This is a genomic window from Micromonospora sp. CA-240977 (assembly GCF_050942285.1).
Lineage (GTDB): Bacteria > Actinomycetota > Actinomycetes > Mycobacteriales > Micromonosporaceae > Micromonospora.
In genome coordinates this window covers 1,662,727-1,681,933 of record NZ_CP192055.1, presented here as the reverse complement: position 1 = coordinate 1,681,933, position 19,207 = coordinate 1,662,727, and the positions used below count along the sequence as shown (strand labels likewise).

At 72.2% G+C, this 19,207-nt stretch carries 15 protein-coding genes; 4 read left to right on the top strand and 11 right to left on the bottom strand.

Going from position 1 to position 19,207, the window contains the following annotated elements; translation table 11 throughout:
- Positions 1-68 precede the first annotated feature (68 nt).
- Positions 69-383, top strand: coding sequence for an STAS domain-containing protein (locus ACQPWW_RS07870; protein ID WP_433130590.1), 315 nt, complete (start codon positions 69-71; stop codon positions 381-383).
- A gap of 28 nt (positions 384-411) precedes the next feature.
- On the opposite strand, the gene ACQPWW_RS07865 is transcribed toward ACQPWW_RS07870, so the two are convergent.
- From ACQPWW_RS07865 to pcaF, 11 genes are all read right to left on the bottom strand, one after another.
- Entirely contained in the window at positions 412-4,071 is a 3,660-nt protein-coding gene (locus tag ACQPWW_RS07865) for a SpoIIE family protein phosphatase (RefSeq protein WP_433130587.1), read from the bottom strand.
- A 194-nt stretch (positions 4,072-4,265) separates the two neighbouring features.
- A complete protein-coding gene (locus ACQPWW_RS07860) occupies positions 4,266-4,817 on the bottom strand; it encodes a pyridoxamine 5'-phosphate oxidase family protein (protein ID WP_433130585.1) in 552 nt (183 codons plus the stop codon).
- A 42-nt stretch (positions 4,818-4,859) separates the two neighbouring features.
- Complete coding sequence (locus ACQPWW_RS07855; protein WP_433134197.1) at positions 4,860-5,612, bottom strand: gamma-glutamyl-gamma-aminobutyrate hydrolase family protein; 753 nt, start codon at positions 5,610-5,612, stop codon at positions 4,860-4,862.
- An 11-nt stretch (positions 5,613-5,623) separates the two neighbouring features.
- Positions 5,624-6,391 carry a 3-oxoacyl-ACP reductase gene (locus ACQPWW_RS07850; protein ID WP_210784710.1) on the bottom strand — a complete coding sequence of 256 codons (768 nt, stop codon included), beginning with the start codon at positions 6,389-6,391 and terminating at the stop codon, positions 5,624-5,626.
- A 5-nt stretch (positions 6,392-6,396) separates the two neighbouring features.
- Complete coding sequence (locus ACQPWW_RS07845; protein WP_433130582.1) at positions 6,397-7,752, bottom strand: aldehyde dehydrogenase family protein; 1,356 nt, start codon at positions 7,750-7,752, stop codon at positions 6,397-6,399.
- A 39-nt stretch (positions 7,753-7,791) separates the two neighbouring features.
- Positions 7,792-9,156, bottom strand: coding sequence for a glutamine synthetase family protein (locus ACQPWW_RS07840; RefSeq protein WP_433130580.1), 1,365 nt, complete (start codon positions 9,154-9,156; stop codon positions 7,792-7,794).
- Between the two features lie 128 nt (positions 9,157-9,284).
- A complete protein-coding gene (locus ACQPWW_RS07835) occupies positions 9,285-10,871 on the bottom strand; it encodes an amino acid permease (protein ID WP_433130578.1) in 1,587 nt (528 codons plus the stop codon).
- Between the two features lie 306 nt (positions 10,872-11,177).
- Positions 11,178-11,678: a DUF456 domain-containing protein gene (locus ACQPWW_RS07830; RefSeq protein ID WP_433130576.1), complete on the bottom strand. Its 501-nt coding sequence runs from the start codon at positions 11,676-11,678 to the stop codon at positions 11,178-11,180.
- A complete protein-coding gene (locus ACQPWW_RS07825) occupies positions 11,675-13,828 on the bottom strand; it encodes a putative bifunctional diguanylate cyclase/phosphodiesterase (RefSeq protein ID WP_433130574.1) in 2,154 nt (717 codons plus the stop codon). Before ACQPWW_RS07825 ends, ACQPWW_RS07830 begins: the two co-directional genes overlap by 4 nt.
- A 5-nt stretch (positions 13,829-13,833) precedes the next feature.
- Positions 13,834-14,646, bottom strand: a complete 813-nt coding sequence (locus ACQPWW_RS07820) for an SAM-dependent methyltransferase (protein ID WP_433130572.1) — start codon at positions 14,644-14,646, stop codon at positions 13,834-13,836.
- Positions 14,647-14,744: 98 nt separating this feature from the next.
- On the bottom strand, positions 14,745-15,950 hold the full coding sequence (pcaF, locus tag ACQPWW_RS07815) for a 3-oxoadipyl-CoA thiolase (protein WP_433130570.1): 1,206 nt from the start codon (positions 15,948-15,950) through the stop codon (positions 14,745-14,747).
- Positions 15,951-16,055: 105 nt separating this feature from the next.
- Between pcaF and ACQPWW_RS07810 the strand changes: the two genes are divergently transcribed.
- The 3 genes from ACQPWW_RS07810 to ACQPWW_RS07800 all read left to right on the top strand — a co-directional run bounded on the left by ACQPWW_RS07810 (position 16,056) and on the right by ACQPWW_RS07800 (position 19,181).
- Entirely contained in the window at positions 16,056-17,021 is a 966-nt protein-coding gene (locus ACQPWW_RS07810) for a glutathione S-transferase family protein (protein ID WP_433130568.1), read from the top strand.
- A complete protein-coding gene (locus tag ACQPWW_RS07805; protein ID WP_433130566.1) occupies positions 17,014-17,688 on the top strand; it encodes a DUF998 domain-containing protein in 675 nt (224 codons plus the stop codon). The genes ACQPWW_RS07810 and ACQPWW_RS07805 overlap by 8 nt, the downstream gene beginning before the upstream one ends.
- A gap of 200 nt (positions 17,689-17,888) precedes the next feature.
- A complete protein-coding gene (locus ACQPWW_RS07800) occupies positions 17,889-19,181 on the top strand; it encodes a dicarboxylate/amino acid:cation symporter (RefSeq protein WP_433134195.1) in 1,293 nt (430 codons plus the stop codon).
- The last annotated feature ends 26 nt before the right edge of the window (positions 19,182-19,207 follow it).

The following is a 19,207-nucleotide window of genomic DNA, read 5'->3' as shown; positions in this document are numbered from 1 at the left end:
GTGATCCGCGCCACGGGCGCTCCGAGGGGGTTGTTGCCCCGCCAGGTCGGCTGTGCCATGGTGTCAGCGTGGATCAAGGGGGAGCACCACCCGTCTTCTCCGCCAGCGCGAAGATCGACGGTGACCACCTCCAGGTGGTGGTGGCCGGTGAGGTCGACATGGCCACCGCCGACACCATGCTCCAGACCGCGCTGCGCGAGCCCGCCGATCGGATCACCCTCGACCTGAGCCGCGTCACCTTCTTCGACTCGGCCGCCATCCACGCCCTGGTCCGGCTCGCCCAGCAGTTTCCGGGCGAGCTCACCGTCCTGCCGTCGCGGCAGGTCCGCCGGGTGCTGGAGATCTCCGGCCTGGGCGAGCAGAGCTGGCTCCGGCCCACCTGAGACGATCCGGCCGCCGCCGGGCGCGCGGTCAGCTCCGCAGGCTCCGGCGCAGCGTCACCTCGGTGCCCTCGTCGGTACGCCGCACCGACAGCTCGCCCAACGCCCTGATCAGCGCCAGGCCACGCCCCCGGAACCCGGACCCGGTCGACTCACGCCACTGCCCGCTGTCGCGCACGGTGGCCGACACCGTCCGATCCTCGATGGCCACCTCGACGCTGATCACGGCCTCGGCGGGGTGGACCGGATGCTCGATGGCGTTGGCCGCGGCCTCGGAGACCGCCACGGTCAGGTCGAACACGTCCGTCTCGTCGACAGCGTGCGCCACGAGGAAGGCCTCCAGGCGCTTGCGCAGCACGCTCAGCCGGGTCGGGTCCGCCGGCAGCCGCAACGCGAAACGGTTCAGCTCGGCCGCCTCGAGGGCGAGGACCGCCACGTCGTCGCCGCGCGGATGCCCGTCGACCCGCTCGACGACCGCGTCGATCAGGTCCGCCACGTGCTCACTGGGGGTCGCCGCGTCGACGCGCAGCTGGGCCAGCGCGGCATCGATGCCGAGCTGACGGTCCTCGATCAGACCGTCGGTGTAGAGCAACAGCCGGCTGCCGGCGGCCAACTCGCCCTCGACCGCCTCGTACGTCGCTCCGGGGATCGCGCCGACCGGCGGGCCGAGCGCACGATCGTGCAGGAACGACACGTCACCTCCTCTGATCAGCAGCGGGGACGGATGACCGGCGCTCGCGTACCGGAGCCGGCCGGTGCGTGGGTTGAACAGCAGACAGACCACCGTCGCGAAGGAGCGGCCCTCGGCGGAGCCGACCAACCGGTTGAGTCGGGTCAACGACTCGCCCGGGTCGTAGCCCTCCAGCAGGTACGCCCGCAGCGCGTTGCGCAGTTGTCCCATCGCCGCGGCGGCCTGGACGCCCTTGCCGACCACGTCCCCGATGATCAGCACCAGGTCGTCGTCCTCGACGATCATCGCGTCGTACCAGTCGCCACCGACCTCGACGTCGGCGCTGCCGGGCAGGTACCGGCTGGCCAGCACCGCTCCGGGCAGCTGCGGCAGGGACCGGGGCAGCAGGCTGTGTTGCAGGGTGGTCGCGATCCGGTGTTCGGCTTCGTAGAGCTGGGCGTTCTCCAGGCGCACCCCGACCAGCCGGGCCAGTTGGGTAAGCGCCGCCTCGTCGGCCTGCGCGCCGTCGCCGGCCGCACGCCAGACCCGCAGCTCGCCGAGCGGCTCGCCGGTGGTGCCGGTCAGCTCGGCCACGAAGGACGGCTCGGCGGCGGTGGCGCCGCCGGTGTCCGCCTCGGAGCGGGCCCCGGTGGCGGTGACGACCACCCGGGCGGCCTCGACGAGGCTCAGCGCGTGCCGGGCGGCGACCCGGAGCACGTCGGCGGTGGACCGGGCGGTGTTCACGGCCACCGCCGCGTCGGCCAGCGCCCGGAGCCGACGGATGATCTGGTCACGGAGTTGGCCCAGCTCGACGTTGGCCCGGACCCGGGCGACCAGCTCCTGGCTGGAGAACGGCTTGGTGAGGTAGTCGTCGGCACCGGCGGAGAGCCCGGCGACGGCCTCCGCGGAGCCGGCCCGGGCGGAGAGCAGCACGATCGGGACATGACGGGTACGCGGGTCCGCCCGCAGCGCGCTGACCAGCCCGAATCCGTCGAGTCGGGGCATCATCACGTCGCTGAGCACCAGGTCGAACCCGCCCTCGCGGGCCAGCGGCAGGGCGACCAGCCCATCGCTCGCGGTGACCACCTCCCAGGTCGGGGAGAGCAGTCGACTGACGTGCTCGCGCAGATCCACGTTGTCGTCGACGACCAGGATGCGGCCGGCCGGTGCGCCGTTCGTCGGCCGGCTGGCGAACTCGGGCGTCGGCTCGACGCCGGTCCACAGCGCGGTTTCCGCCACGTAGAGCCGGGCCTGCTCGGGCTCACCCGGAGGCAGCGGGTCGAAGGCCGCCACCCGGTCCGCGGGCAGGTGTGCCGATCCGAACGGGACGGTCACCGTGAAGGTGCTGCCCTCGTCGGCCCGGCTGGCCAGCCCGACCTCGCCGCCGTGCATCTCGACCAGTTCCCGGACCAGCGCCAGGCCGATCCCGGTGCCCTCGTGGGTGCGTGCGCGCGCCCCGGGCACCCGGTGGAACCGCTCGAAGACGTGCGGCACCTCGTCCGGCAGGATGCCGATGCCGGTGTCCGTCACCTCCAGGCGGGCCGCGCCGTCCGCGGCCCGGACCCGCACCCGGATCTCGCCGTCGAAGGTGAACTTGACAGCGTTCGACACCAGGTTGAGGACGATCTTCTCCCACATGTCCCGGTCGACGAAGACCGGCGCCGGCAACGGTTGACAATCCACCACCAGCCGTAACCCGGCCCGGTCGGTCGCCGAGCGGAAGGTGCTGGCCAGCCGGGCGGTGTAGCTGGCGAGGTCGGTGGGCTGGTAGCGGGCGGCGAGCCGACCGGACTCCAGTCGGGAGAAGTCCAGCACGGTGTTGACAAGTTTCAGCAGGCGCAGCGCGTTGCGGTGCATCGTGGTGAGTCGGTCGGTCTCGGCCGCGGGCAGTGTCGGGTCGGCCAGCATGTCCTCCAGCGGACCGAGCACCAGGGTCAGCGGGGTGCGGAACTCGTGGCTGACATTGGCGAAGAAGTTGGTCTTCGCCAGATCCAGCGCGGCCAGCTCGGCGGCGCGGGCCCGCTCCTGCTCGTAGGCCCGCTGCGTGCCGGCCGCACGGGAGATCTGGGCGGCCACCAGCTCCAGGAAGTTGCGGTAGTCGTCGCTGAGCGGGAGCTGGCGGGCCACGCCGACGACCAGCGCGCCGACCGTCTGGTTGCTCGCCGTGAGGGGCAGCACGAGGGCCTGGTCGGCGGCGTCGTCCGGCGGCGGGTCGAGCAGGTCGGCCACGTCGACTGTCGCGGGCGCGGTGTCGGCGCTGACCCGGGCCAGCAGCTCGGCGGTGTCGCCGACGGTGGCCGGGGCGGTGCCGGTGGACCCGGCCAGGGCGAGACGACCGGTCTCGTCGGCCAGGTAGATCAGGGCGAAGGGCACGTCCGCCCGGTGCCGGCCGAGCACCCCGACGGCGGTCCGACCGAGTTCGGCAGCACTGCCCGTGTCGGTCAACTCGGCGCCCAGTTCGGCAAGTGCCCGCAGCCGGCGTTCGCCGAGCACCCGGCCGGTCGTCTCGTTGACGATGCAGTAGACGCCACTGACCGAGCCGTCGTCACCCCGGATCGGGTCGTACGAGACGTTGAAGTAGGTCTGCTCGACGAAGCCGTGCCGGTCGAGCAGGAACGGGTGGTCGTCGCCCCGGTAGGAACGCCCGGTGCTCCGCACGCCGTCGAGCAGCGGGCCGAGCACCGCCCAGGTCTCCGCCCAGTGGTGCCGGGCCGGTTGGCAGAGCACGCCCGGATGTTTGCTGCCGATGGTCGGTCGGTAGGCGTCGTTGTAGAAGGCCAGCTGCTCGTCGCCCCAGAACATCACGATCTGCGCGCTGGAGGCGAGCATCATGCCGACCGCGTTGGAGAGCGCCAGCGGCCAGCGGCCGGGCTCGCCGAGCGGGCCGGTGGACCAGTCGAAGCGACCCAGCCGCTCACCCATCTCGCCACCGGCCGCGAACGCCGCCGCAAGCATCGGAGGAGCCTCCGGGCCGGGCGCGACGGACCGCCCGATGTCCGCACCCCCCTGGGCCGAGCTCATACAGCCTCCCCGCTCCGGCCGGCACCCCGCGACCGTTGATCTTCACCCGCCGTGCCTCGACTTGTACCCCAGCGGGCCAGCAACGTAACGCAATACGACGGTTGGGCGCTGTTCATGCCGCCCCGAGCCGTCGGGGACCGGACAGTACGGGTACGCACCGGCGTCGAACGGCGGTCGCCAGCACGCCCGACGAGTCAGAAGACTGGCAGCCCGTCGATGCTCGCCGCGTTCTTGGTGGCCCGGTAGACCGCCAGGTCGTCGGCGGTACGACGGGAGTGTGAGGTGAGTAACAGGTCGCGTTCGGCGCGGAAGTCCATCAACGGCACCGCGTAGCCGCAGGAGTCGCTGACCCGTTCCACCTCGACGGTGATCACGGCCCGGACGGCGTGCACGTCCGGCGGCGCGGGAAACTCGGCGAGCCGGTCGGCGAAGCCGTCGTCGGTCACCGCGACGCTGCGGCCCCGGCCCTGCAACCGGACGATCTTCGGCGGCCCGTCGAAGGCGCAGAACATCAGCGTGATCCTGCCGTTGTCCCGCAGGTGGGCGATGGTCTCCGCCCCGCTGCCGTGATAGTCGAGGTAGGCCACCCGGTGCGGGCCGAGGATCACGAACGTGCCCCGCATGCCCTTCGGGGAGACGTTGACATGCCCCTCGGCGCCGGACGCCGCGGTGGCCACGAAGAAGAGCGGCTGGTCCGCGATGAAGTTACGTAGTCGATCGTCGATCTCCGGATAGACCTTGCCCATGCGGCGATCCTCCCACCGACCCCACCACCCGTCGGGGGCGATCTAGCTCACAGCGCGGCCCAGCCGCTCGGCGGCGGCCCGGACCAGCGCCGTGATCGGCCGCGGCTCCTCCTCGATCTCCGGATGCCACTGCACGCCGAGCACGAACGGCAGCGCCGGGTCCTCGACGGCCTCGATCATGCCGTCCTCCGCCCAGCCGGTGACCGCGAGCCGACCGGGATCGGCGACCGCCTGGTGGTGGTACGAGTTGACCCGGTCCACTCCGGCCAGCACCGACGCGGCCAGGCTCCCCGCCGCGAACCGGGCCGGGTGGGCCCCGTAGACGCCGGGCGCCGGGCGGTGCCCCTCGTGACCGACCACGTCGGGCAGGTGCTGGTGCAGGGCGCCGCCGTAGGCGACGGCGAGCAACTGCATCCCCCGGCACACGCCCAGCACCGGCAGCCCGGCGGCGAGCGCGGCGGCCAACAGCACCAGCTCACCGGCATCGCGGTCCGGCCGATCCTCGGTCCGCGGGTCGGGCCGCTGGCCGTACCGCCCCGGACCCACGTCCGCGCCACCGGCCAGCAGCAGCCCGTCGAGGACGGCCACCACGTCCGCGTCCACGTCGTCCGGCGGCAGGACCACCGCGCGGCCACCCGCGGCGGCCACCGCCCGCGCGTACGCCTCCGGCACCAGCACGGCCCGTACGCCCCGCCAGACCGCCCAGTCGGCGGGCTCGACGTACGCGCTGATCCCGACAAGTGGCCTCCGGCGGGCCGGCGCGGTTCGCGACCGGGAGGCTCGCCGGACCGGCACGCTCCCCGCGCTCACAGCGGTGTGACGTACGCGCCCGTGATGCCGCCGTCGACAACGAACTGCGCGGCGGTCATGAACGAGGCGTCGTCGCTGGCCAGAAACGCCACCGCGGCGGCGATCTCCTCGGGTTGCCCGAAGCGTCCCATCGGCACGTGCACGAGCCGGCGGGCGGCCCGCTCCGGGTCGGCGGCGAACAGCTCCAGCAGCAGCGGGGTGGCCACCGGGCCGGGACAGAGCGCGTTGACCCGGATGCCCTCGCGGGCGAACTGCACGCCCAGCTCCCTGGTCATCGCCAGCACCCCGCCCTTGCTCGCGGTGTACGCGATCTGCGACGTCGCCGCGCCCATCAGCGCCACGAAGGACGCCGTGTTGATGATCGAGCCCTTGCCCTGGCGACGCATGTGCGGGATCGCGTACTTGCAGCAGAGGTAGACGCTCGTGGTGTTGACCCGGAGCACCCGCTCCCACGCGTCGAGGCCGGTGTCCAGGATGGAGTCGTCGTCCGGCGGGGAGATGCCGGCGTTGTTGAACGCGATGTCCACCCGGCCGTGCCGGTCGGCCACCCCGTCGAACAGGTCGCGTACCGCCGACTCGTCGGCCACGTCGGTGGCCACGAACTCGCCGCCGCACTCCTCGGCGGCTCTCGTGCCGGCCGCCGCGTCGATGTCCACGCAGACCACCCGGGCCCCCTCGGCGGCGAACCGCCGCACGGTGGCCAACCCGATGCCGCTGCCCGCTCCGGTGACCACTGCCACCCGGTCCTGCAACCGACCCTGCACAGGCGTCACTCCTCTGTCGCGATGAACACGTTCTTGACGTCGGTGAAGGAGTGCAGCGCGTCCGGGCCCAGCTCACGGCCGAGCCCGGAACGCTTCATCCCGCCGAACGGGGTCCAGTAGCGCACCGAGGAGTGCGAGTTGACGCTGAGGTTGCCCGAGTCGACGGCACGGGCCATCCGCAGCGCCCGACCCACGTCCCGGGTCCAGATCGAGCCGGAGAGCCCGTACTCGGTGTCGTTGGCGAGCCGGACCGCGTCGGCCTCGTCGTCGAACGGCAGCACCGACACCACCGGGCCGAAGATCTCCTCGCGCCAGTGCCGGTCGGCCGGCGAGTCGGCAAGCAGCACCGTGGGCGCGTGCCAGAAGCCGGGGCCGTCCGGGCAGGAGCCGGTGAAGGCGACCCGCGCGTCGGGCAGGTAGCTCGCGACCCGGTCCCGCTGGGCGGCGGAGATCAGCGGCCCCATCTCGGCGGTCTCCCGGGACGGGTCCTCCACCCGCACGGCGCGTACCGCTGGTTCGAGCAGGGCCAGGAAGCGGTCGTACACCGGGCGCTGGACCAGGATCCGCGACCGTGCGCAGCAGTCCTGGCCGGCGTTGTCGAAGACCGCGCCCGGAGCGGTCGCGGCGGCGCGTTCCAGGTCGGCGTCGGCGAACACGATGTTGGCGCTCTTGCCGCCCAGTTCCAGGGTGAGTCGCTTCACCTGGGCGGCGCAGCCGGCCATGATGCGCGTGCCGACCTCGGTGGAGCCGGTGAAGCAGATCTTGCGGACCGCCGGGTGGCTGACGAACCGCTCCCCCACCACCGCGCCCTGACCCGGTACGACGACGAACACGTCGTCGGGCAGGCCCGCCTCGCGGGCCAGCTCGGCCAGCCGCAGCGCGGTGAGCGGGGTCAACTCGGCGGGCTTGAGCACCACTGTGTTGCCGGCGGCGAGGGCCGGGACGAAGCCCCAGGCGGCGATCGGCATCGGGAAGTTCCACGGCACGATCACGCCGACGACGCCGAGCGGCTCGTGGAAGGTGACGTCCAACCCGCCGGGCACCGGGATCTGCCGCCCGGTCAGCCGCTCGGGGGCCCCGGCGTAGTAGTCCAGGACGTCGCGGACGTTGCCGGCCTCCCACCGGGCGTTGCCGATTGTGTGACCGGAGTTGCGCACCTCCAGCGCGGCCAGTTCCTCCACGTGCGCGTCGACGACGGCGGCGAACCGCCGCAGGAGCCGCGCCCGATCCCCCGGCGCCACGCGCCGCCAGGTCTCGAAGGCGCGGGCCGCCCGCGAGATGCCGGCGTCGACCTCGCCGATGGAGGCCCCCGGGACCTCCCGCACGGTTTCCCCGTTGGCCGGATCCAGCAGAACCGTCACGCCCCCGCCCACCCTTCCTCCGCGCGATTCCGGAGGGCTTCAGAGGCGTTCGAAACCACGGGTCAGCTCCCAGTCCGTCACGGCGGCGTCGAAGGCCGCCAGTTCCACTTTCGCCTGGTTGGCGTAGTGGGCCACCACCTCGGCGCCGAACGCGTCCCGGGCCACTGTGGACTCCTCCCAGAGGGTCAGGGCGTCGCGCAGGGTCCCCGGGACGCGCTCGGCCTCCGGGTCGTCGTACGCGTTACCGGTGCACTCCGCGCCCAGCTCCAGCTCACCGTCGAGGCCGTGCAGCGCGCCGGCGACCAGCCCGGCGATCGCCAGGTACGGGTTGACGTCGGCGCCGGGCACCCGGTTCTCCACCCGCATGCCCTGCCCGTGCCCGACGACCCGCAGCGCGCAGGTGCGGTTGTCCACGCCCCAGCGCAGCGCCGTCGGGGCGAACGAGCCGGGTTGGTAGCGCTTGTAAGAGTTGATGTTGGGGGCGAACAGCAGGCTGAACTCCCGCATGGTGGCGAGCAGCCCGGCGAGCACCCGCTGCCCGGTCTGCGACAGGTGCGCCGGCCCGTCGCCGAGCATCGCCGAGTCACCGTTGGTGTCGCGCAGCGAGAAGTGGATGTGGCAGGAGTTGCCTTCCCGCTCGTTCGGCTTGGCCATGAAGGTGATCGCCATCCCCTCCTGGGCGGCGATCTCCTTGGCCCCGTTCTTGTAGATGACGTGGTGGTCGGCGCAGGCGACCGCCTCGTCGTAGCGGAAGGCGATCTCGTGCTGGCCGAGGTTGCACTCACCCTTGGCGCTCTCCGGAGTGAGCCCGGCGCCGGCCATCTCGGTGCGGATCCGGCGCAACAGCGGCTCCACCCGGGCGGTGCCGAGCAGCGAGTAGTCCACGTTGTACTGGTTGGCCGGCGTGAGGTCGCGGTAGCCGCGCCGCCAGGCATCCTCGTACGAGTCGCGGAACAGCACGAACTCCAGCTCGGTGCCGGCGTACGCGGTCAGCCCGTGCCCGGCCAGCCGGTCCAGTTGCCGGCGCAGGATCTGTCGGGGCGACGCGACCACGTCGCCGGAGCCGTCGAGCCAGGTCAGGTCGGCAAGCAGCAACGCGGAGCCCGGTTGCCAGGGCATCCGGCGCAACGTGGCGAAGTCCGGCACCATCGCGAAGTCGCCGTAGCCGCGTTCCCAGCTCGACATCGCGTACCCGTCGACGGTGTTCATGTCGACGTCGACGGCGAGCAGGTAGTTGCAGCCCTCGCTGCCGTGCTCGACCACCTGGTCGAGGAAGAAGGGCGCGTGGAACCGCTTGCCCTGCAACCGACCCTGCATGTCGACAAGGGCCAGCACGACCGTGTCGATCTCACCGTCGGCGACGGCGACCCGCAACTGTTCCAGCGTGAACGGGGCTTTCGTCATTCGCGGGCCTCCATCACCAAGGTCTACTGGCAAACCGGATCACCGTCAATGCCCCCGGGGCCGAGGGCGGCAAACCCGGTGACCGCCCCGGCGGAACGGCCGCGGTGACCGTCCCGCCGGGGCGGGTGTCAGGCCGGGCCGTCGACCGGCGCCGGGTCGGCCGCCGGCGCGGGTTCATCGACGGTACGGACCGGGCCGGCGAACCACTTCCGGGCCGAGGCGTACCACCAGACGGCGACCACCAGCAGCACCCCGCCGACGGCGAGCGGCGCGTAGTTCACCGCCGACCAGGTGAAGCCGTCGTTGCCGGGCACCCCGGTCGGCACGATCGGCAGCACGAAGTACACGGCGATGACCGCGATCTCGACGACCGCGATCCAGCCGAGCAGCTTGTACTTGCGCCCCAGCGTCCACGGGCCGGGCACGAACCGGTCGCCGAGGCGCAGCCGCAGCGCGATCGGGATGAGGAAGGACAGGTACAGCCCGAGCACCGCGACGGAGACCACCGCGTAGAAGGCGATCGGGATGCCGGCCGAGCTTTCGTAGAGCGCCGGCAGGGTGAGCACCAGGCCGGCGATCGTGGCACCGATGATCGCGTTGACCGGGGTCCCGTTGCGGTCGACCTTGGACCAGAGCCGCCATCCCGGCACCGCCCGGTCGCGGCTGAACGCGTACGCCATGCGGCTCATCGACGTCACGCAGCTCATGCCGCAGAAGAACTGCCCGATGGTGGAGATGATGATGACGATCTTGAAGAAGACCGGGGTCAGCGCGGACTCGAAGATCGCGCCGGAGAACCCGCCCGCCGCGTTCACCGCCTCGACGTCGGTGGCGGCGAAGAGGAACGCCAGTAGCAGGATCCAGCCGCCGACCGCCGAATAGAAGATCGACTGCCAGAGCCCCCGCGCGGCGGCCTGCGACGCGCCCCGGGTCTCCTCGGAGACGTGCGCGCAGGCGTCGAAGCCGGTGATCGTGTACTGGGTCAGCAGGAAGCCCAGCGGCAGCACGTAGAACCAGAACGTGAGTCCGCCGATGTCCCCGTCACCGAAACCGGAGTTGTTGAACCGCTCGGTGAACACGAACTGGAAACTCTGGTGGTTGTCGGGCACGAACACGAGGATGGCCACCACGACGGCCGCGCCGGCCACGTGCCACCAGACCGAGACGTTCTGGAGTACGTCGATGATCCGGTGCCCGAAGATGTTGATCAGGCCGTGCAGGATCAGGATGATCACGAAGAGTACGAACGCCTGCCGCAGCGTCCCGGCCCAGCCGTCGAAGAGCGCCGACAGGGTGAGGTTGAGGAACGTCGCGCAGCCGTAGTCGACCGAGGCGGTGACCGCCACCAGGCCGATCAGGTTCAGCCAGCCGGTGAACCAGCCGTGCACCGGCCGGCCCATGGTGGCCGCCCACCAGTAGATCCCACCCGCGGTCGGGTACGCCGACACCAGCTCCGCCATGCAGAAGCCGATGATCAGGATGAACAGCGAGATCAGCGGCCAACCCCAGGAGATGGCGACCGGCCCGCCGTTGTTCCACGCCTGGCCGAAGGTGGTGAAGCAGCCGGCCAGGATCGAGATGATCGAGAACGAGATGGCGAAGTTGGAGAAGCCGCTCCACTTGCGGCGCAACTCCTGTTTGTAGCCGAGTTCGGCGAGCCGTCGGGCGTCGTCGTCAATCGGTTGCTCGGCGGTCGGCACGGGCGTCGTGGCCACTGCACACCTCCCTGAGGTGGTTCCGCGTGCGAGTGCGCAAAGTGTCGTCCCGGCTGATCAAGGCGGTCAATACGTCGTGGGTGGGAATCTCACCGCCGTGGGGCTAATTGCGTTGCCACCGGGACGCCCCGACCGTCATCCTTGAGCCCGTGACCAGGCCCGATCAACGGGCCACCCCCGGGCACTCGGACCGCCCGGACCGCGGCGCGGGGCACGCCTCTCTCTCACGTACGGCGCTCCGCCGTACCCGAAAAGTGCCCCGCGCCCCCACTCCCCACCCGAGGGGGCACCTGGCCCGGCACGCCGTCAGGTCAGCAGGAGACCTGTCACCCAGAGGGCTGCGACGGTCAGGCCGGCCAGGAACTCCACGAGCATCGACAGGCCGACCGCCTTGATGGCCTGCACCGTGGACGGCCAGGCGAGCCGGTTGCCGCCCAGCCGCAGCCGCTCCGCCGCCCACACCCCGGCGACGAAGCCGAGCACCAGCCCGACGACCGGCACCACGAAGAACCCGACGATGCCGAGCACCCCGCCGGCGAGCAGCGTGGACGTCGGCACGCCGGTGTTCCTCAGGTTCCGGCCCGGCCACGCGTACTTGATCACGATGCCGCCCGCCGCGACGACAGTGGCGGCGGCGAACACCGCCCAACCACCCGTCCCGGCACCGCCGAAGATCGCCCAGACCAGCACGCCACCCCAGCACAGCGGCAACGCCGGCAGACCGGGCACCACCACGCCGGCGAGTCCGGCCAGGATGGCCAGCCCGGCCACCACCGTCACCGCCGTCTGCGAATCCGTCACGCTCACGCGATCACCCCGCCACGCAGGCGCTGGGTGATCGCGTCGGCCGGGACCGGCGCGCCGAAGTACCGGCCCTGCCCGGTGTCGCACCGCAGCGCCCGCAGCCGTTCGGCCTGCACCCCGGTCTCGACCGCCTCGGCGGTGACCCACAGCTCCAGGGCGTGCGCCAGACGGACCAACGCGTCGACGATCCGTTCGTCGCGGTGGTCGGCCACCACGTCGGTCCCGTCGGCGCGGATCCCCTCGACGAACGGGCCGGCGAGCTTCAGCGAGTGGATCGGCAGCCGCCGCAGGTACGCGAGGTTGGAGTACCCGGTGCCGAAGTCGTCAACGGCCAGCCGGACGCCGAGCGCGGCGAGCCGGTGCAGGCTGCGCAGGGGCTCACCGGCGCTGCCCATCACGGCGCTCTCGGTCAGCTCCAACTGGAGCAGGTCGGCAGGCAGCCCGCTGGTGCGCAGCACGTCCGCCACCGTATCCACGATCGCCGGGTCGTCGGCCTGCCGCGCGGCCAGGTTGACGCTGACCACCAGCCGGGCGTCGGGGAACTCCCGATGCCACCGCTCGGCGTCGTGACAGGCCCGCCGCAGCACCCACTCGCCGAGCCGGACGATCAGGCCGGTCTCCTCGGCCAGGCCGATGAACCCGTCCGGCCCGAGCAGGCCCAACTCCGGGTGCTCCCACCGGACCAACGCCTCCACCGCGAGCATCGTGCCCTCCAGCAGCGACACGATCGGCTGGTAGTGCAGCACGAACTCGCCCCGGTCCAGCGCGGCCGGCAGCCCGGCGACCAGTGCCGACCGGGCGATGTCCCGGGCGCTGCGCTCCGGGTCGTAGACCGCCCAGCGGCCCCGGCCCGCCCCCTTCGCCCAGTAGAGCGTGGTGTCCGCCGCCTTCATCAGCTCGGACGGGGTGGTCTCCGCCGCCGGGCACTGGACGATGCCCACGCTCGCCGACACGGCCAACTGGTGGTCACCGACGTGCACCGGGGCCGCGACGGCGGCCAACGCGGACTCCGCGACGGCCACCGCGTCGTCGATGTCGTCGCCGCCGTCCACCAGGATCACGAACTCGTCGCCACCCATCCGGGCGACCAGGTGGCCGTGGTCGGCCACGCACGCGGCCAGCCTCCGGCCGATCATCACCAGCAACTGGTCGCCCAGGTCGTGACCGAGGCTGTCGTTTATCGCCTTGAAGCCGTCCAGGTCGAGGAAGCACACCCCGACCCGCTGCCCGGCGCCCGCGGCGTCGAGGACCCGACCCAGCGTCTCGAAGAACAACGTCCGGTTGGGCAGCCCGGTCAGCGGGTCGTGCAACGCCTGGAAGCGCAGCCGCTGCTGGAGCTCGTACCGCTCGGTGATGTCCTCGATCATCGCGACGGTGAACCGGGGTCGCCCGTCGCCGTGCCGGATCAGCGAGACGGCCAGGTCCGTCCAGACCACGCTGCCGTCCTTCCGGTGGTAGCGCTTCTCCACCCGGGCGGCGTCGTGCTTGCCGTCGATCAGCTCCTGGTACAGCTCCCACATCCCGGCGGCGTCGTCGGCGTGGAACAGCGCCGCCACGTCGCTGCCGCGCAACTCCTCGATCGAGTAGCCGAGCATGTCGGCGAACGCCTGGTTGACATCGATGATCCGGCCGTCCACGCCGGCGATGCCGATGCCGATCGCGGCGCCGCTGAAGACCGCCCGGAAGCGGGCCTCGCTGTCGCGCAGCGCCTGCTCGACCCGGTCACGTGCCTGCCACGCAGACCGGGCGATCTGCTCCTGCTGGCTGAAGGTGCGGTCGCGCAGCGCGCGGGCGAACCCGGCCGCCAGCCCGCCCTGCACCGCCGCGATCCGCTCGGGCAGGTCCGCCGGCCGGTCGACGGCGGACAGCACCCGGTCCGGGAAGTCCGTACCGAGGGCGCGCAGCGTCCAGTCCAGGGCCTGCGGCGCGGTGAGGTGCGCCTCGACCAGCGCCCGGCCGACCGCCTCGGCCGGGTCGGCACTGAACGGTTCCGCCCGCACCACCTGCGCCAGCCGGAGCGTGTACCCCAGCAGCAGCCGCTCGGTCTCGGCCACGCTGAGTGGCACGAAACCGAGGCGACGGATCGCGCGGGCCCAGTCGGCGGCGTACCCCTGGGCGTCGGCCCGGCGGACGGGGTCCGGGACGGCGGTCACGTCGATCAGCCGGCGGGCTGGTCGTACCGGGCGACGCCACCGAAGGCGCCGAACCGCTCCGGGTGTTCGTCCACGTCGGACGGCGAGTCGGGACGCCAGAGCGGCATGTGCACCACGCCCGGTTCGAGGACCGTCCAGTTGCCGAAGAAGCCGGTGACCTGCGCCCGGGAGCGCAGGGTGATCTCGGTGTCCGTGCGGGCGGAGAGCCGCTGGGCGTCCAGCATCTCCTGTGGCTGGTCCTCGAAGGTGGAGTGCGAGACGACCAGGAAGCTCCCCGGCGCGGCGGCGGCCCGCAGCGTGGACAGGATCTCCTCGGGCCGGTCGCGGTCCGGGATGAAGTGCACCACCCCGGCCAGCAGGATGCCCACCGGCCGGCTGAAGTCGATAAGCCCGAGCCGCCGGGTCTCGGCGAGGATCCGCTCCGGCTCGCGCAGGTCGGCGTGGATGACACCGGTCAGCTCGTTGCCGGCGAGCAACTCCCGGCTGTGCGCGACCGCCACCGGGTCGATGTCGACATACACCACCCGGGCCTTCGGGTTGACCGTCTGGGCCACCTCGTGCACGTTGCCCACCGTGGGAATTCCGGAGCCGATGTCCAGGAACTGGTCGATGCCGGCGTCGAGGAGCACCCGGACGGCCCGACGCAGGAACTCCCGGCCGGAACGCATGGTGGCGGCGAGATTCGGGGTCATGCTGGCGATCTGCTCGGCCAGCTGCCGATCGATCTCGAAGTTGTGCGCCCCGCCCAGGAAATAGTCGTACACCCGGGCCGCGCTCGGCCTGGTCAGATCGATCTCGGTCGGCAGTCCGTCCGGCATCAGCGTGCTCCCCAGTTCATCGCCGCGGCGCGGGACACCGGCGTCGACGGGCGTGCGCGAGCACCGGCCGACCCGCGGGTCGTGTGGTGTGGACCACTCTAGGCGGCGGACTCCAGCAACAGCGAGATGCCTTGACCGACGCCGATGCACATGGTGGCCAGCGCCCTGCGACCGCCGCGACGGCGCAGCTCCAGGGCGGCCGTCAGCGCCAGCCGCGCGCCACTGGCGCCGAGCGGGTGCCCCAACGCGATGGCCCCGCCGTTCGGGTTGACGTGGTCGGCGTCCACCGGCAGACCCAGCTCCCGCAACACCGCCACGGACTGCGCGGCGAACGCCTCGTTCAGCTCCACCACGTCCACCGCGCCCACCTCGACGCCCACCCGGTCGAGCAACTTGCGGGTGGCCGGCACCGGGCCGATCCCCATGATCCGGGGCGGCACGCCGGCCACCGCCGCACCGCCGATCCGGGCCAGCGGGGTGAGTCCGTAGCGGTGCACCGCCGCCTCGCTGGCCACCAGCAGCGCGACCGCGCCGTCGTTGACGCCCGAGGAGTTGCCCGCGGTGACAGTGCCGCCGTCGCGGAACGGGGTGGGCAGCGCTGCCAACTTCTCCAGCGTGGTCTCCCGGGGGTGCTCGTCGACCTCGACAAGCCGGGTCTCGCGCCGCCCGGCCGGCACCGACACCGCCACGATCTCCTCGGCGAACCTGCCGTCGGCCTGCGCCCTGGCCGCACGCTGCTGGGAGCGGTACGCGAAGGCGTCCTGCTCGGCCCGGCTGACGTTGTACTCGGCGGCCACGTTCTCCGCCGTCTCCGGCATCGAGTCGACGCCCCACCCGTCGCGCATCAACGGGTTGACCAGCCGCCAGCCCAGGGTGGTGTCGTACACCTCCGCGGAGCGGGAGTACGCCGACGTGGCCTTCGGCATCACGAACGGCGCCCGGCTCATGCTCTCCACCCCGCCGGCGACCATCAACTCCGCGTCCCCGGCCACGATGGCTCGGGCGGCGGTGGCCAGGGCGTCCAGGCCCGAGCCGCAGAGCCGGTTGACGGTGCTGCCCGGCACCTCCTCGGGCAGGCCGGCCAGCAGCGCCGCCATCCGGGCCACGTTGCGGTTGTCCTCGCCGGCCTGGTTGGCGCAGCCGAGCACGACGTCGTCCACCCGCGCCCAGTCCACCGACGGGTGGCGGGCGACCAGCTCACGGATCACGTGCGCGGCCAGGTCGTCGGGGCGGACGCCGGCCAGCGCGCCCGCGTACCGGCCGATCGGGGTGCGGACACCGGCCACCAGGTATGCCACGGTCATCGCGAGTCCTTCGGGGTGCAGACGGCGGGGGTGGGGCACGCCCACCGGGTCGCGGGGGCTGCCGGCCGCCAGGATATCCGCGCCGGCAACGGATAGGTTGACGGCATGGCTCGGGCCCAGTTCAGCGCAGAGACCAGTGGCGGCGGCGCGTTCGTCCGCCAGCCCAACCGGTTCACCGGTCGGGTCACCGCCGACTCGACCTCCCCGCCCGGCGGCGGCCCGGACGAGCAGGACCGCTGGCCCCTGGAGGCCGGCCGGTACCGGCTCATCTGGTGCCGGGCCTGCCCGTGGGCGCACCGGGCGAGGATCGTGCGCGGCCTGCTCGGGTTGGACGACGCGATCTCGCTGGGCACCGTCGACCCGATCCGGGACGAGCGGGGCTGGGCGTTCGCCCTCGACCCGGACGGCTTCGACCCGGTCCTCGGCGTGAGCTTCCTCTCCGAGGCGTACCTGGCCACCGACCCGGACTACACCGGCCGGGTGACAGTGCCGGCGCTTGTCGACACCCTGACCGGCCGGGTGGTCACCAACGACTACCCGCAGCTCACCCTCGACCTCACCACCGAGTGGCGGTCGCTGCACGCGCCCGACGCACCGGACCTGTACCCGGTCGCGCTGCGCCCCGAGATGGACGCGCTGATGGCCGAGATCCACGCGGACGTCAACAACGGCGTCTACCGGTGCGGGTTCGCCACCTCACAGGAGGCGTACGAGGAGGCGTTCCGGGCGCTCTTCGCCCGGCTGGACGTGCTCTCCGAGCGGCTGGCCGGGCAGCGTTACCTGATGGGTGACGCGATCACCGAGGCCGACGTGCGGCTGTTCACCACGCTGATCCGCTTCGACGCCGCCTACCACGGCCACTTCAAGTGCAACCGCGCCAAGCTCACCGAGATGCCGGTCCTGTGGGCGTACGCCCGGGACCTGTTCCAGACCCCGGGCTTCGGCGAGACTGTGGACTTCGACCACATCAAGCGGCACTACTACGGCACCCACCAGGAGATCAACCCCAGCGGCATCGTGCCACTCGGGCCGGACGAGTCGGGCTGGCTCACCCCGCACGGGCGTGGCTGAGCCCTGCCGCTCCGGCACCACGACCGCGCCGAGGGCCGGCGCGGACGTCGCCCGCCGGGCCGCCGGTTCCGCCGCGGCGGGTTGCGGGCTGGCCGGTGCGGTGGCGGTGACGGTCGCCGTGGTCGCCGGTCCCGGTCCCGGGCTCACCGGGTACGTCAGCGAGGCCGGCATCGCCGGCAGTGGACACGCCGCGACGTACCGGATCGGGATCCTCGCCCTGGCCGCCGCGTTGCTGCTGATCGGAGCCGCGCTGCCTCCCGGGGTGTGGGCGGCGGCGCCGGCGCTGCTCGCCACCGGCGCCGTGCTCTCGGCGGTGTCCGGGGCGGTGACCTGCTCCGCCGGTTGTCCGCTGCCGCCGTTCGAGCGGACCACGACCGCGGATCTGGTACACGGCGGCGCGAGCATCGCGGCCACCGCGTCGGTGGTCTTCGCCATGCTCACGCTCTCCGTGTCCGGGCCGGCCGGCCCGGCGGTGCGCCGGCTGGCCGCCGTGACCGCCGCGCTGGCCCTGCCGCTCTGCGCGACGGTCGGGCTGGCCATGCTCGTCGTCGGCCGGGGCGCGGTGGTCGGTGTGCTGGAGCGGCTGGTCCTCGCGCTGCTTGTCGCCTGGGGCGTCGCCACCAGCACCGCCCTGGCCCTGGACCGCCGGGAGGCACGCTCCTTGTAAGGATCCTCACGTCGACCGCTCCTTGCGATACGCCGCCATCGGCGTAATCTCGCCTAGCGATGACCAATGTCTGGGGCCTCACCGTCCGCCTGTATGTCGATCTCCGACTACAGGCCAGCGGCGTCTGTCCGGGCTAGCTGCGTTTCCACGCCTGCCCCGATCAGACCGGACAATTGGATAGATTCCTCATGCCCTTCAGCCTGCGCAAGATTCCCTTCTCCGTGCAGATCCTGCTCGGCCTCGTGCTCGGCGTCGCGCTCGGCTTCCTGGCCCGCGCCGACGACCTGAGCTGGCTGACCAGCACCCTGCACACCGTCGGTGGCCTCTTCGTCCAGCTCCTCAAGCTGGCCGTACCGCCGCTGGTCTTCACCGCCATCGTGGTCAGCGTGGTCAGCCTACGCGGCGTGGCCAACGCCGCCCGGCTCGCGCTCAAGACCCTGATGTGGTTCGGCATCACCGCGCTGATCGCGGTGAGCATCGGCATCGGCCTCGGTCTGCTCGTCAACCCGGGCAAGGGCGTGTCCCTCGACCTGGGCGGCGCCACACCGCCGAAGAACACCGGCTCGTGGACCGACTTCCTCACCGGCATCGTGCCCAAGAACCCCGTCGGCGCGTTCGTCGAGGGCAACGTCCTGCAGATCGTCTTCCTCGCCCTCGTCGTGGGTGCGGCGGCCCTGCTGGTCGGCGACGCCGCCGAACCGTTCGTCGCGCTGAACCGATCCCTGCTGGAGATCGTCCAGAAGGCGCTCTGGTGGGTCATCCGCCTCGCCCCGATCGGCACCCTCGGTCTGATCGGCAACGCCGTCGCCTCGTACGGCTGGGATCTGCTGGCCCCCCTCGCGAAGTTCACCACCGCCGTCTACGTCGGCTGCGCCATCGTGCTGTTCGTGGTCTACCCGCTGGTGCTGATCCTCGCCGGCCGCCTCAACCCGCTGCGCTTCTTCGCCGGCGCCTGGCCGGCGATCGAGCTGGCCTTCGTGTCCCGCTCCTCGGTCGGCACCATGCCGGTGACGCAGCGCTCCGTCGAGCGGCTCGGCGTTCCCCGCGAGTACGCCTCGTTCGCGGTGCCCTTCGGCGCCACCACGAAGATGGACGGTTGCGCCGCCATCTACCCGGCACTCGCCGCGATCTTCGTGGCCCAGGTCTTCGGCGTGCACCTCGGCGTCACCGACTACCTGCTCATCGCGTTCGTCTCGGTGGTGGGCTCGGCGGCCACCGCCGGCCTGACCGGCGCGATCGTGATGCTCACCCTGACCCTCAGCACGCTGGGCCTGCCGCTCGCGGGCGCCGGTCTGCTGCTGGCCATCGACCCGATCCTGGACATGATCCGCACCGCCACCAACGTGGCCGGGCAGGCCCTCGTACCGACAGTGGTCGCCGCCCGCGAGGGCACCCTCGACCGGGTCGCGTACGAGTCCGCCGGCCGGCGCGACCTGATCGAGCCGGAGCCGGTCGCCGAGACCCGACCCGAGCTGACTCCTGTTCCCGCCTGACCAGAGCACACCGACGACGACAGGCC